Consider the following 14,261-nt stretch of genomic DNA (forward strand, 5'->3'; position numbering starts at 1 on the left):
TAGTGGTTCTCAAGTCAAAAAAGAAGCACGTCGAAAACTCGACGTGCTTCTAACAAACTTATTTTACGCGCTGTAGTCTTAGCGCATTAAGTACAACCGATACAGAACTGAACGCCATTGCGGCTCCTGCTACCCACGGTGCTAAAAGACCAATGGCTGCGATCGGAATACCAAGCGTATTATACCCCATCGCCCAGAAGAGGTTTTGCTTAATGTTCCGGATGGTTAGCTTACTCATATGCACGGCATCAGCAATTCCGTTCAAATCACCGCGCATTAACGTAATATCCGCTGCTTCCATCGCCACATCTGCTCCTGTACCAATTGCCATGCCAATATCAGCTGTGGCAAGAGCAGGAGCATCATTAATGCCATCGCCTACCATCGCGACTTTTTTACCTTGTGCTTGCAGTGCTTTTACTTCATTTGCTTTTTGCTCAGGTAAAACTTCCGCAATGACGTGCTTAATGCCAGCTTGTTTGGCAATCGCTTCTGCAGTAAGCCTGTTATCACCTGTAATCATTAACACATCAAGACCTAGCTGCTGTAGTCGACGAATGCCTTCTTTTGATGATTCTTTCATCGTATCTGCGACTGCGATCATGCCTGCATATTGACCCCCGACTGCCGCAAGCATGACCGTTTTTCCCTCTGCTTCAAGCCTGTTTTTTTCTTCTAGAATCGGCTCAATCGCAATTCCATGATCGTTCATGAGTCGAACCGTCCCAACAAGCACGTTCTCTCCCTGCACATCTGCTTTGATTCCGTACCCGGGAATCGTTTCAAAGTTCGAAACCGAAAGTTCCATGTCGACTTCTAGACCACGCACAATCGCTGCTGCAAGCGGATGTTCGGATTGCTTTTCCGCAGCACGTACATACGGAAGAAACGATTTGTCTCCGATAATATCCGTTACTTCGGGTTCTCCTTTTGTAATGGTACCCGTTTTATCGAGCACAATCGTCGTAATGCCCTGCGTAGCTTCTAAATGTTCGCCACCCTTAAAAAGAATCCCCTTCTCAGCCGCTCGTCCTGAACCAGCCATAATGGATGTCGGTGTTGCAAGTCCAAGCGCACACGGACACGCAATAACGAGAACCGCGATGAGTTTTTCTAGAGCACCTGCGAAGTCACCTGGCTGTACGACGAAGTACCAGATGATAAAGGTTAACACGGCAAGACCAACCACAATGGGTACGAAGATGCCGGAAATTTTGTCGGCCATGCGCTGAATTGGCGCTTTTGATCCCTGTGCTTCTTCGACGACTTTTATAATTTGCGCAAGCGCCGTCTCTTTTCCTACCTTCGTTGCTTCCACTTTTAGAAAGCCGTTTTTATTTATCGTTGCGCCAATCACCTCATCACCAGGGAATTTATCCACTGGGATACTTTCACCTGTCAGCATTGACTCATCAACCGCGGAACGTCCGTCGATAATTCGACCGTCTACTGGGATCTTTTCACCTGGACGCACAGAGATAAGATCCCCACGCGTAATCTCTTCAATCGGTACTTCCGTTTCCTCACCGTTTCTTACAACAAGAGCAGTTTTTGCTTGAAGTCCCATGAGCTTCTTAATCGCTTCGGATGAACGACCCTTTGCTTTCGCCTCAAACAACTTGCCAAGTAAAATAAGCGTAATTAAAATAGCACTCGTCTCATAATAAAGCTGTGTGGCTCCGTGATGACCGAGCGATTGAAAGGATAAATAAAGACTGTAAAAATAAGCGGCGGATGTTCCGAGTGCTACGAGTACATCCATGTTGGCACTTTTATTGCGAAGCGCTTTGAATGCTCCTACATAAAACTGCATCCCAATGATGAGCTGTACCGGCGTAGCAAGCGTCAGCTGAAACCACGGATTCATAAAAATCTCCGGAACATAAATGAACGATGTAAAGGAAAAGTGACCAACCATCGCCCATAAAAGAGGAAGTGACAATAAAAGGGACACGAAAAACTTCCACTGCTGCTTTTTAATCGCTTTTTCACGGTGGTCCACTTCTGACTTCTCTCTTTTAGTCGAAGCACCATAACCAAGCTTACCTACCTTCTCAATCACATCTGCTTCGCTCATAACGGATGGATTGTATTCGACGGTTGCAGATTCTAGCGCTAAGTTCACGTTTGCTTTAAATACGCCTTCCATTTTGTTCAGACCCTTTTCAATTCGGTTTGAACAAGCGGCACACGTCATACCCGTAATGACGAAGTCAGCTTTCTCTCTTACTACACCATATCCAAGCTTTTCTATTTTTTCCTCGAAAGCTTTTGGGTTCGTGACAGACGGGTCATACTTGACCGTGGATCTTTCTAAAGCTAAATTTACGTTTGCCTCTTCCACTCCGTCCATTTTGTTTAGACCTCGTTCAATTCGGTTCGAACAAGCGGCACACGTCATCCCTGTTACTTGAAAAGTAGTTTCTTTTGTCTGTGACATGACCTCTCCTCCTCATACCTATGTAGGGTATATTTATTCGTTAAAGAGAGCGTGCTAACCAGTTAGCACGCCTTTTCATTCATGCTACATCATAGCCTTGATCATCAATCGTTTCTTTGATTGTATCAAGACTCACTTTTGCTGCGTCGTATGCTACATCCACTTTACCTGATTCAAGGTGTACAGTGACATTCGACACGCCTGCTAGCTCTCCTACACTACCTTCTACAGCTTTTACACAATGACCACAAGACATTCCTTGTACTTGTAACGTTACGTTTTCCATTTCACTCTCTCCTTTTATGATCAAAAATGATGGCTTCTTTTATTTTTTCATAAGGCGCTGCATTGTGACAAGTAATTCGTCTACAACTTCTAATTCCCCGTCTTGAATACGTTCAACCACGCAATTCTTCATATGACCTTCTAACAGAATTTTGGATACTCCGTTTAGCGCAGATTGAATGGCTGAGATCTGTGTGATCACATCATCACAGTACGTATCTCGCTCAATTAAACCTTTCACTCCTCGGATTTGTCCTTCAATTCGATTTAAACGCGTCACAAGATTTTTTTTCGTTTCTTCTGAATGATGACTTTTACGCGCAGAATGACAGCTTTCTCCTGCATTCATCACTTCTTCGTGTTTCTCTGACATCGCAGCAGCCCTCCTTGTTTTCAATTTACCATACCCCCCTATAGTATGCAAGATAATTGTTTAGCCTTCTAGACAACAAAAAAAGTAAGGAAGGGATCACTCCCCCCTCCTTACTTTTTGTCTGCTTTGTTGAAATTGTAGTCATAGTCAGATGGGTTGATTTTTTTGAATCCGTCTGGCTTGTAAAAGCGCAGTAGATCGCCATAAACCACTTTGTCTGATAGATTTAATTTCTTCTCCGCAATGTTTTCATATTTCTTATATTGACCTGCTTCCTTCTCAGGAATTTGTTCGCCCGTTTTTGTATTGTAGTACTTGCTTCCAATAATTGAAGCTTCTGGTGTCATTACATCACCATTACGGAACGGAACAATTTGTTGATGTTCTTTTGATAATAAGTCTGTACCAAACTGGATGTAATCCTTCGTATCAACACCTAATAAGTGCATGAGCGTTGGTCGAACGTCTACTTGACCACCATACGTGTGGTTTACTCCACCTTTTAGGCCAGGTCCAGTGATAAACAATGGTACTTTTTGTAGCTGAGCTTGATCGTAAGGCGTGATTTTATCTTTGCCTAGGATTTGCGCCATCGCTTTTTTATGGTTTTCAGAGATACCATAATGGTCACCGTACATGACAATTACACTGTTGTCATATAAACCAGATTTTTTCAGATCATCGAAGAACTGTTTCAACGCTTCGTCCATATAACGCGCTGTTTGGAAATACTGATCGACAGACGTATCGCCTGTATTGGCTGGTTGAATCGTTTTATCTTCTTCATCTAACGGATATGGGAAATGGTTAGATAACGAAATGAACTTCGTATAGAACGGCTGCTTCAGATCTTTTAGATACGGCATTGACTCTTTAAAGAACGGCTTATCTTTTAACCCGTAGTTCAGCGTATCCTTTGAGTTCATGTCGTAATAGTTCGCATCAAAGAACTTGTCATAACCAAATTGTTTGTACATTTCGTCACGATTCCAGAATGTTTTGTAATTCCCGTGGAATACTGCTGATGTGTATCCCTTTGTTTTCAAAATACCTGGTGATGCTTGGTACGTATTTTGACCTTTCGTTGAGAAAACAGACCCTTGTGGTAGAGGGAACATTGAATTTTCCATCATGAACTCAGCGTCAGATGTTTTCCCTTGACCTGTTTGATGGTAGAAGTTATCAAAATACATCGTATTTTTGTCTTTTGTCAGTGAATTTAAGAATGGCGTAACTTCCTGACCATTCAGCTTATAGTTAATCATAAAGTTTTGCAGAGACTCTAACGATACAAAAATAACGTTTTTCCCTTTTTCTTTTCCAAAATACTCAGGGTTTGGCTTCGCGTAGTTACCACGCGTATAGTTCTTCACTTCAGCCACATCACTGCTATCTGCAAGCGCACGCTGTGCAGACGATTTAGAGCTTTGAATCGCATCATAGACCGTATAGTTATAGGCACCTAGATATTTCACTAAGTAGTTACGGTCAAACGTACGTGTTAATAACTGTGGACGATCCGTTTCCGCTAACGCAAGGTTAACGCTGAATACTAAAACGGCTGTTGTAAATACAGTAACAATGGCACGTCGGTTAAGTTTTTTCTCTTTCGGTTTTGCCACTTTAAGTAAAATAAGTGCAAGTAAGATAATCGTATCTGAGAAGTAGAATACGTCAGATAAATGCATCAGTGCTAACACACTGTCACCCATTTTACCGAAGTTATCTGTTTGTGTTAACGTCGGCAGGGTAATGAAATCATTAAAGAATCGGTAATAAACGATGTTTGAATATAGAACAAATGATAGTACAAAGTTAATTCCTACTAGTAATCCAAGCTGCTTTCTTCCTTTTGCTAATAGCGCAAACGCTAAGAAAAAGATAGCGGAGCTGAGTGGATTAAGAAATAGTAAAAACTTCTGCATGAAATTTTCAATACCTAAGTTAAATTCAATTCGATAAGCAGTATACGTTTTGATCCAGAATAACACAACTGCAAGTATGAAAAAGCCTATGCTTGAACCAAGCAGAGCTCGGCCTTTTGATGACACTTGTTTCATGTTTTCACCTCTTAATATAACGAATATATAGTTTTAAATGGTCTCTGAATAAAGAAAACTTCTCAACCAAATGATTACGATTGAGAAGCACATCAACATGTTACTTTCACATTTTAACTCTATAAAATTAAAAGTCAAATATTTTCTGGTGAGGCGTTTGATTGATGATTGCTTCTCATTTTTACGTGTTGTGATACAGTGTCTAGACCAAGCAAGGCCTAGAGAATGACACCTTCGCAGTATATGCGCGCCGGGTGTTTTATTGCCTTTTTTTTGTATACGGCTCTTCAAAATGTAACTATTTACCTATTTTAAATAGCGACGTCTTTTCACAAAATGTTCACTTTCTCAAGCGGTTCTTTTCTACTTCCCTTTACCCAATACCCTCTCTGTAGCAAAACAAAACCTTAGGCACTATGAACGAGAGAAACTTCGGTGCTTTGCGCATGTTCTCCGCTTGTAATAAGGCGATAGAAAAACGAATGTCTAGTTGAAGAAGACATTCGTTCGTCGGTGACTGTATTTACTTTATGCATGGTCCCTTTAAAATAGGACAGCCTTTTACGCGTTTAAGAAATTGCCTTGGTCGTTTACATCCATATCAAGCGTATTTGTATTGCTTCGCTTTGTCGTAATATCCATAAAGTTTCCGGTGTTAAAGGACCCTGATCCTGCGTGAGTTTTAGCTGAAACCTTTGGTGATAATTTAAAAATATCTCCGAACTGTGCTCCTGCTGTTCCTGCATCAATACTTTGAATCGTTACGGCTCCTACGATCGCTGGCATATCGCTCTCTCCTTCTAGGTTTTTAATCACTATATGCAAAGGCCTAGAAAAAGGTACGACATTCACATCGCTTCTGGTGCCTGGACACCTAGCAGACGCAACCCTTCTTTTAATACGATCGTAACTGCTTTTACGAGCGTAAGACGAGCGATTTTCCCTTCATTCTCTTCTAAAATTTTCACTTTACCGTAATATTTGTTGAATGCTTGTGACAAATCAAGTACGTATTTTCCAATTTGTGATGGATCATAGTACGAAAAGGATCGTTCGATCACCGATGGAAATTGTGAAATCAGTTTGGCCACTTCCCATCCCTCTTCGTCTTCTACTCCCTGTTCCGTACTAGCTGTTACATCAACTCCAGCTTTCGTTAATAATGAGCAGGCACGAGCATGCGTGTATTGCACGTAAGGTCCTGTTTCACCTTCAATTCGAAGCATGTCATCTAAGGAAAATTCAATGCTGTTTTTACGATCATTTTTTAAGTCATGAAAAATGATGGCCCCTACGCCTACCTGCGTTGCAACCTCTTCTTTATTTGGAAGATCAGGATTTTTCTCATTGATATTTTGTTTTGCCAGCTCAATGGATTGCTTCAATACTTCCTCTAATAAAACGACCTTTCCTTTACGTGTAGACATTTTTGTGCCGTCTTTTAAAATCAAGCCAAACGGAACGTGCGTAAGCTCTTTTGCCCACTCGTACCCAAGCTGATCGAGCACGTTGAACACCTGCGTAAAATGGACGCTTTGCTCGTATCCAACAACATAAAGGGCTTTTGCAAAGTGATACGTTTCGTACCGATCAAGCGCAGCGGTTAAATCACGGGTTGCATATAGCGTAGCACCGTCTGATTTACGAATGAGGCAAGGAGGTAAGCCGTCCACTTCAACCACATCTGCACCGTCTGATTTCACAAGCAGCTCTTTTTCTTCTAGCTTTGTAATGATGGCCTGCATTTTATCGTTGTAGTAAGACTCTCCGTTGTACGAATCAAACGCCACGCCAAGCAGGTCATAAATTTTTTCAAACTCGCTGAGTGACTCTTCACGGAACCATTTCCAAAGAGCTGTTATCTCATCGTCTCCTTGTTCAAGTTTTAAGAAGGTCTCCCGCGCTTGTTCATTTAGCGATTTATCGTTCTCTGCTTCATCATGAAATTGAACGTACAGCTTAAATAGTTCTTGTATCGGCGCTTTTCGTACATTTTCTTCTGATCCCCATTTTTTATATGCAACGATCAGCTTCCCAAACTGTGTTCCCCAGTCCCCAATGTAATTAATCTTCACCGCTCGGTAGCCACATTTCTCCACAATGTTGGAGAGCGAATTTCCAATAACGGTAGAGCGTAAATGCCCCATTGAAAAAGGCTTGGCGATATTGGGTGAAGACATATCGAGCACGATTGTTTCATTCTTTCCAATATCGAGACTGCCATATTGTGATCCTTCTTCTAGCACGGTTTGAATAATTTGTCCGCTTGCTTTTTCTTTTTGAAAGAAGAAATTTACATACGGACCGTTTGCTTCAATTCGTTCAAATGACTCATGTTCTCCTTCTAGATCTTTTGCAATCAGCGTAGGTGACTTTCGTAGCACCTTCGCTAACTGAAAGCACGGGAAGGCGTAATCTCCTAAAGAGGCATGCTTTGGTATTTCAAGCAGTTTGATTATTTGTTCCTTTTCGACCGTTCCGTTTAGTGCCTTCGATAAATAGTCCACAACAGCAAATTGATCCACGTTCATCTCATCCTTTTTATGTGTATTGGCTAGAGATCAATAAAAAAAGCACTTCATCTCTACGTTAGAGACGAAATGCTTTTTTTCCGCGGTACCACTCTAGTTGTTCATATTTGAACCACTCATCTGATAACGGAATCTTTTCCGGTTAGCCCTACTTTTTTCAGGTAACATCTCAGAAGTGCGCTTCGTACAAGATTTTTTCATTGGGCTTTCACCATCCCCAACTCGCTTTTAAAGTCACCTGTACTACTCTCTTCTTCACCGATCACTATGTTTTTTTACTATTATACGGTGTTTCAAAAATTATGCAAACATTTTTTTGATTATTTTTAAATTTCAAATATCCGCTATGTTAAAATGAAGAAAAACATGGAGGAATTTGTTATGACATGGATTGATATTTCACATCCGCTTACTGAAAAAGTGGCCACGTGGTCAGGTGATACCCCGTTTTCATACGAGGTCGTTTGGCCAAAAGAGGAAAGCGGATCGGTAAACGTCGGAAAAATTTCAATGAGCATTCATACGGGTACGCATATTGATGCGCCGTTTCATTTTGATTCAGAGGGCAAACGTGTCGGAGCGCTCGATGTCTCGGTTTATATCGGAACTTCAAAAGTGATCGACGTGTCAGAAGTAAGCTGTGTGACACAAGAGCTGCTAGCTGACTATCTACCACTTCCACCGCGCCTTTTACTGAAAACGAAACAGCAAACGGACCCCAATCGCTTTCCCGATCACGTCACTGAGCTTGATCCACGAATTGGTCCGTGGTTGAAGGAGCAGGGCGTTGTACTGTTAGGAATTGATACCGCGTCCGTTGATCATTTAGAGAGCAAAGAGATGCTTGTTCACTACGCTCTGTTTGATAACGGTGTACATATTTTAGAAAATGCCTGGCTTGATCATGTGGCGCCTGGTGATTATGAGCTGATTGCGCTGCCGTTAAACATTATCGATGCTGACGGAAGCCCGGTTCGCGCCGTTATTCGTCCACTCTTATAAGAGGCGTCACCTGTTTTTCGCTAGAAGTTGCGCTGTCTCCAATGATTCGGTGTAAGCGAATGCGATTGTATCGCTGAACCATAATAAAAGGGACGTTAGCAATCAGTGCATACACCACCATCATCATGCCGATAAAAGCTGGATTCCATAGAAAAAAGAGAAAACTAGGTGGGATACATAGAAGGTGAGCGAATTCTGCGCGCCTTGTTTCGTATAAAAATAGCAGTAGGTTACGATCCATATCACCGAGGGAACGTTTGGCTTTCCCTCCTTTAAATAAGGCACCTGCTTCTGGAAGACGATCCTTCCACTTTTTTATACGTAGCTTGTCGTATAAGCGACCACTTTGTTCCCAGCCTCTCTCTTTATATACCGACCCGTTTCTCATAAAAAAGCGGATCGGAAGCTTTGCACACCCATAGGAAATGCCAATGTGCACAAAAAGCCACGTTCCTGCATTGACGATAATGCTCCAAATCGGGGAGAATTCAATCAAGAATCTTTCCCTCCTTTTACCGCAATATCTCTCCCCTTCCACGAGACCTTTTTTAAAATCGTCGTACAAAACAGCGAGTATGTAAAAACGATCGTAAAAAAGAGAATGTGGACGGGAAATAAAAAAGCGGTGATCCAGCCGAAGCTTCCGATCTTGCTGAGGGACCAGCGAAACTGCAGAAACAGCAATCCGTATAGTGCCAGTAACACATACAGCCCTTCTCCTGATGCTTGAAACAGCTTAATCGCAATGGTCATACTACCCGTAATCCACGTACTGATTAACAACAAATCATAAGGATTCGTCGCCGCTGCGCCAGAAGCAAAGCTCTTCGCCCACCCGTTTACTAACGTACGAAGGCCACCTGGATACATTCTCATTGAAATGGTTCCTTTTCCACTGATACAGCGAATTTTCCCGCCGTGACGAACAACGTGCTGCCCGAGCGCCATGTTTTCCACAATTTCCTGCTTAATGATGTTATGACCACCATAGTAAAAGTAGGCAGATTTAGAGCAAAGCAGACACTGACCGAATGCTCCCATCGACGACTCCCCGTTTGGCATGAATTTTGGACGCATCGAAATCATCGTAATTAAATTAAAAAACGCTGATCCATATTCATACCACTTTTCCACACGGTGATAGGGCTGTACCGACAGCCACCCTTTTTCGGTGGAATAGGCGTTAAGAAGCTTTTGAAGTCCTCCTTCATCGACGATAATATCTGCGTCTAAAAAGAGAAGATGTTCTCCCTGTGCCGCTAGCGCCCCGTTCCAGCACGCCCATGACTTCCCAAGCCATCCGTCCGGTAAATCAGGTACGGATATCACTCTTGCTCCGTAATAATTGGCAACCTCTGCTGTTCTGTCATCCGAGTGATCATCCATTACAATGATCTCAAGTGCGTCTGACCACTGAGGAAGGAGCGATTGTAGCAGCTGCTCGATGTTTTTCTCCTCGTTACGTGCGGGAATAATAACAGAAACGGGATTTCGCCTTTTCTCGGAAGTTGTTCGCTTAATGTACGAAATTCTCCAGATCAAGCTCATTCCTAATACGACGGCTAAACCACTTATAATCCAGTTCACTGTTTACACCTTCCTTATCGATGAAACCATTTCATATAGGTAGACAAAATCGAAATCGTGTCTTTTTTATAGGGATACCAGTTCATTTCTCGGTTGCGGCTCCCTTTCCCTGACATGATGGCTTTTACATTACAAAACGTATATAACCCCTCCGGTCCGTGATAACGACCGAAACCACTTTTTTTGCTACCACCAAACGGAAGATGCATGTTTGAGATATTACGGACCACGTCGTTAATGAAACAATTTCCGGTCTCAAGAGCAAACACAATGTCTTCTGCGGCTTTAATATTTCGAGTAAATATGCTAGCATTCAGTCCATATTTCGAGTCGTTCGCTAGTCGAATAGCTTCTTCGACCGTTGAGAACGTCATGATCGGCATAACAGGCGCAAATGTTTCACTTTTCATAATCGTCATCGTATGATTGGCGTTTGTTAAAACAACGGGTGACCAGTGCGGATACAGCTGATCAAGCGTTCCACAAACGAGCTTAGCTCCTTGATCAAGCGCTTGCCTCACCTGTCGCAACGCTTCGTTAAAGCCTTCAATCGTCGTCATTCCTCCCATGAACTCTTCCATTTCTTCGGTATACGTCTTCACCTTTTCAACAAACGTCGCAAGAATCGACTCGTGGACATACACACGCTCAATGCTGACACACACTTGTCCACTGTTCATAAAGCTTCCCCAGACAGCAGCCCTCGCCGCACGCTCAATATTGGCATCTGCTAGCACAATCATTGGATCTTTTCCACTGAGCTCTAGATCACACGGAATGAGCAGCGGAGCCGCTCGTTTTAAAATCTCCTTACCTACTCCTTCGCTACCTGTAAAAAAGATTTTATTGGGTCCCTGCTCAATAAGCTGCTCTCCTATTCCTTTATCACCCCATGTGACTTGAATCACTCCTTCTGGAAGACCTAGCTCAGAAAGAAGCGTCGCAACCTTTTCAGCTATCTTCGGAAGCCGCTCACTCATCTTTAAAATAATTGTATTCCCGGTTATGAAAGCTGAAATAAGGGGAAGAATGGAAAGCTGAAGCGGGTAATTCCAAGGCGCAAATAGTAAGACTACGCCTAAGGAATCGTATTGAATATAGGAATGATTACCCCAAAAAGTAAGCGGAGTAGATCGTTTTTTAGGTGCTAACATAGCTTCAGCATTTTTCTCGTAATACGAGAGCGCATCAATTGTGGCTAAGACATCGCCTGTTAAAATATCTACCTTATGACGAAACGTTGCTTCATGTATGGCTTCTACCCATTCGTCAATGTCCTTTAAAAGCCGCTCTCGCAGTTTTTTTACATAGCGTAAGCGCGTAGCTAATGTGGACATTTTCCATCCGGTGTGTGCCTGTCGAGCCCTTTTCATCATAATTTCTGCTGTACTTTGATCGTTATTCACGCTCATCGGTTCCTTCCCTATTAACGGTGTTAGTCTTCTGGACTAGTGTAGTCAAAAAATATGAATTTCATAAGGAGAGATGGTATGTCAAAGAAAGTTATTATTATCGGAGCTGGTTTAGGAGGTTTGTCAACGGCAGTTCGTCTTGCCGTAGACGGATTTGATGTAACCGTATTAGAAAAAGGTGAACGTATTGGCGGGAAATTGAATATCCGCAAAGGAAATGGATTTACGTTTGATACAGGACCATCCATTTTAACGATGCCATGGGTACTAGAAAAGCTGTTTGATAGTGCGGGACGAAACATTAACAACTATATGACGATCGAGCGCATTGAGCCGCAGTGGAGAACGTTTTTTGAAGACGGAAAAGTAATTGATGTGAGCAGCGATCTCCCGACCATGCTTGATGAAATTCGCGGTCTTTCTGAAAAGGATGCGAACGGCTTCTTCGATTATTTAGCGTACTGCAGCCGCATGTACGAATACAGCATGAAGAGCTTTTATAGTAAAAGCATTAGCGGTCTAAATGACCTGCGCACGATGCATTCCTTAAAGGAACTTCTCGCGATGGACCCAACGAAATCAATGGACATGGCGACTCGAAAGTTCTTTGAAAGCAAGCACCTTCGCCAGCTGTTTAATTTCCTTGTAATGTATGTTGGTTCATCACCATATCATGCGCCAGCAATTTTATCGCAGCTTGCACACGTACAGCTTGGTCTTGGCATTTACTATGTAGACGGCGGGATGTACAAGATTGCAGAAGGTATTGGCCAATTATTAGATGAGCTTGGAGTTGAAGTTCGTCTGAATACACCAGTAAAAGAAATTTTAGCCACAGAGAAAAAAGCAACAGGCGTTGTATTAGAGTCTGGTGATGTGCTTCATGCCGATATTATCGTATCGAATCTAGAAGCCATTCCTGCACATAAAACATTATTAAACAAAATTGTCGGTGCACATAAAACCGTCAACGAAATGGAAAAATTCATCCCATCTGTTTCTGGATTAGTGCTACTACTTGGTGTTAATCGTACCTACGATCATTTGGCTCACCATAACTTTTTCTTCTCACGTGATCCAGAGCGCGAGTTCCATCAAATCTTTAACGAAGGAAAACCCGCGGATGATCCAACGATTTATATCGGCATTTCGGCAAAATCGGACGGAACACACTCACCGGTCGGAAAAGAAAATCTATTCGTTTTAACACACGTTCCACCTTTAAAAGAAGGACAGGACTGGTCACAGTTTACGGAAGGCTACCGCGAGCTTGTTTTAGCGAAGCTTGAGCGAATGGGCGTGACAAACTTATCGTCTAGCATTGAATTTGAGCATCAATTCACCCCGAATACGCTCAAAGATTTGTACGGAGCTAACGGTGGTTCCATTTACGGTGTCGCAGCAGATCGCAAGAAAAACGGCGGTTTCCGCATCGCAAACAGAAGTAAATTACTGAACAACTTGTACTTTGTTGGCGGCTCTACTCACCCAGGCGGAGGTGTCCCAATGGTTACACTATCAGGACAGCTAACAGCGGATGCGATTGTGGAAGATACAGGAATCAAGCGTACTGTAAAGAAGAATATTGGGTAATAAAAAAGGCGCTGCTTAAAAAATAAGCAGTGCCTTTTTGGATTATTGCGCTGTTAAAATGATTGGACCTTCTTTTGTAATCGCAATCGTGTGCTCATACTGTGCAGACCAGCCGCCATCAATAGTACGAGCTGTCCAACCGTTTTTGTCCATTTTACTTTTATATGATCCCGTGTTGATCATCGGTTCAATTGTAAAGACCATTCCCTCTTTTAAACGCGCGCCTTTTCCAGGAAGCCCGTAGTGAGGTACGTATGGATCTTCATGGATAGAGGAGCCAATGCCGTGGCCCGTAAAATCACGTACAACAGAATAGCCTTCACCTTCAGCATACTTCTGAATAACGTGACCAATGTCACCAACGCGATTTCCAACTACAGATGCTTCAATTCCTTTGTATAGCGCTTCTTTCGTTACGTCCATTAAACGCTGCGTTTCGTCTGAAACCTTTCCAACCGCATACGTCCATGCCGAATCAGCAAGTGCGCCGTTTAAGTTTACAACCATATCGATCGTTACCATGTCACCCTCTTGTAACGGCTTTTTACGAGGGAATCCGTGGCATACTTCATCATTAATGGATGCACAAGTTGCATATTTGTAGCCCTGATAGCCTTTTTGTTCAGGCGTAGCTCCGTGCTCTTTTAAAAATTTCTCCACAAATTTCTCGATTTCCATTGTTGTCACACCTGGTGCAATCATTTTTGCAATTTCACGGTGACAAGCAGCGAGTACTTTTCCTGCTTCATGCATTAGCGCAATTTCGCGCTCGGTTTTTAACGTAATCAAATTAAATCCTTCCTTTCACTTTCACCTTGCTACACAAACTATATCATAGTCTTTATGCTTCTCACTACTCCAAGACCCTCGTATTTCCTAGTTTGGCACAAAGCAAAAAAATAAACTATTTTGGAAATTTTCTGTTTTTCACCCTTATCATACGCATAAACGGAATGTCTTATTGCCTACTGTGACAGA

General features: G+C 42.5%; 12 protein-coding genes and 1 other annotated feature. Of the genes, 2 read left to right on the top strand and 10 right to left on the bottom strand.

The features are described 5' to 3' along the window. Positions 1–58: 58 nt before the first annotated feature. The 6 genes from AMD01_RS10670 to argS all read right to left on the bottom strand — a co-directional run bounded on the left by AMD01_RS10670 (position 59) and on the right by argS (position 7,689). A complete protein-coding gene (locus tag AMD01_RS10670; protein ID WP_053401385.1) occupies positions 59–2,440 on the bottom strand; it encodes a heavy metal translocating P-type ATPase in 2,382 nt (793 codons plus the stop codon). A 79-nt stretch (positions 2,441–2,519) separates the two neighbouring features. After that, entirely contained in the window at positions 2,520–2,726 is a 207-nt protein-coding gene (gene copZ / locus AMD01_RS10675; protein WP_053401386.1) for a copper chaperone CopZ, read from the bottom strand. 39 nt (positions 2,727–2,765) lie between these two features. Then, positions 2,766–3,098 (bottom strand): metal-sensitive transcriptional regulator, encoded by a 333-nt coding sequence (locus AMD01_RS10680; protein ID WP_053401387.1) that lies wholly within the window; start codon positions 3,096–3,098, stop codon positions 2,766–2,768. Positions 3,099–3,208: 110 nt separating this feature from the next. Beyond that, positions 3,209–5,158: a lipoteichoic acid synthase gene (gene ltaS, locus AMD01_RS10685; RefSeq protein WP_053401388.1), complete on the bottom strand. Its 1,950-nt coding sequence runs from the start codon at positions 5,156–5,158 to the stop codon at positions 3,209–3,211. Positions 5,159–5,719: 561 nt separating this feature from the next. After that, positions 5,720–5,944, bottom strand: coding sequence for a spore germination protein (locus AMD01_RS10690; protein WP_053401389.1), 225 nt, complete (start codon positions 5,942–5,944; stop codon positions 5,720–5,722). A 62-nt stretch (positions 5,945–6,006) separates the two neighbouring features. Further along, complete coding sequence (argS, locus tag AMD01_RS10695; RefSeq protein ID WP_053401390.1) at positions 6,007–7,689, bottom strand: arginine--tRNA ligase; 1,683 nt, start codon at positions 7,687–7,689, stop codon at positions 6,007–6,009. 57 nt (positions 7,690–7,746) lie between these two features. Next, positions 7,747–7,957 (bottom strand) — a binding site (T-box leader). Positions 7,958–8,070: 113 nt separating this feature from the next. On the opposite strand from argS, the gene kynB reads away from it, so the two are divergent. Next, positions 8,071–8,691: an arylformamidase gene (gene kynB, locus AMD01_RS10700; protein ID WP_425415132.1), complete on the top strand. Its 621-nt coding sequence runs from the start codon at positions 8,071–8,073 to the stop codon at positions 8,689–8,691. Here the strand turns inward: kynB and AMD01_RS10705 are convergent. The 3 genes from AMD01_RS10705 to AMD01_RS10715 are packed head-to-tail and all read right to left on the bottom strand — an operon-like array spanning position 8,672 to position 11,690. Further along, on the bottom strand, positions 8,672–9,187 hold the full coding sequence (locus AMD01_RS10705; protein ID WP_053401392.1) for a glycosyl-4,4'-diaponeurosporenoate acyltransferase CrtO family protein: 516 nt from the start codon (positions 9,185–9,187) through the stop codon (positions 8,672–8,674). The two genes, kynB and AMD01_RS10705, sit on opposite strands and share 20 nt — an antisense overlap. Then, positions 9,184–10,278 carry a glycosyltransferase family 2 protein gene (locus AMD01_RS10710; protein ID WP_053401393.1) on the bottom strand — a complete coding sequence of 365 codons (1,095 nt, stop codon included), beginning with the start codon at positions 10,276–10,278 and terminating at the stop codon, positions 9,184–9,186. Before AMD01_RS10710 ends, AMD01_RS10705 begins: the two co-directional genes overlap by 4 nt. Before the next feature lie 14 nt (positions 10,279–10,292). Then, positions 10,293–11,690, bottom strand: a complete 1,398-nt coding sequence (locus AMD01_RS10715; protein WP_053401394.1) for an aldehyde dehydrogenase family protein — start codon at positions 11,688–11,690, stop codon at positions 10,293–10,295. Positions 11,691–11,768: 78 nt separating this feature from the next. On the opposite strand from AMD01_RS10715, the gene AMD01_RS10720 reads away from it, so the two are divergent. Continuing rightward, positions 11,769–13,283: a phytoene desaturase family protein gene (locus AMD01_RS10720; RefSeq protein ID WP_053401395.1), complete on the top strand. Its 1,515-nt coding sequence runs from the start codon at positions 11,769–11,771 to the stop codon at positions 13,281–13,283. A gap of 42 nt (positions 13,284–13,325) precedes the next feature. Here AMD01_RS10720 and map read toward each other — a convergent pair whose 3' ends face one another. Further along, entirely contained in the window at positions 13,326–14,072 is a 747-nt protein-coding gene (gene map, locus AMD01_RS10725; RefSeq protein WP_053401396.1) for a type I methionyl aminopeptidase, read from the bottom strand. Between the last annotated feature and the right edge of the window lie 189 nt (positions 14,073–14,261).

The sequence above is a fragment of the Priestia koreensis genome (assembly GCF_001274935.1).
In the GTDB taxonomy this organism is placed as follows: Bacteria; Bacillota; Bacilli; order Bacillales; family Bacillaceae_H; genus Bacillus_AG; species Bacillus_AG koreensis.

Bases quoted from the DNA above. Each gene is read 5' to 3' on its own strand.
- kynB (WP_425415132.1), top strand. From the start codon at position 8,071: ATGACATGGATTGATATTTCACATCCGCTTACTGAAAAAGTGGCCACG.
- AMD01_RS10680 (WP_053401387.1), bottom strand. From the start codon at position 3,098: ATGTCAGAGAAACACGAAGAAGTGATGAATGCAGGAGAAAGCTGTCAT.
- argS (WP_053401390.1), bottom strand. From the start codon at position 7,689: ATGAACGTGGATCAATTTGCTGTTGTGGACTATTTATCGAAGGCACTA.
- AMD01_RS10690 (WP_053401389.1), bottom strand. From the start codon at position 5,944: ATGCCAGCGATCGTAGGAGCCGTAACGATTCAAAGTATTGATGCAGGA.
- AMD01_RS10715 (WP_053401394.1), bottom strand. From the start codon at position 11,690: ATGAGCGTGAATAACGATCAAAGTACAGCAGAAATTATGATGAAAAGG.
- AMD01_RS10670 (WP_053401385.1), bottom strand. From the start codon at position 2,440: ATGTCACAGACAAAAGAAACTACTTTTCAAGTAACAGGGATGACGTGT.
- copZ (WP_053401386.1), bottom strand. From the start codon at position 2,726: ATGGAAAACGTAACGTTACAAGTACAAGGAATGTCTTGTGGTCATTGT.
- AMD01_RS10720 (WP_053401395.1), top strand. From the start codon at position 11,769: ATGTCAAAGAAAGTTATTATTATCGGAGCTGGTTTAGGAGGTTTGTCA.
- ltaS (WP_053401388.1), bottom strand. From the start codon at position 5,158: ATGAAACAAGTGTCATCAAAAGGCCGAGCTCTGCTTGGTTCAAGCATA.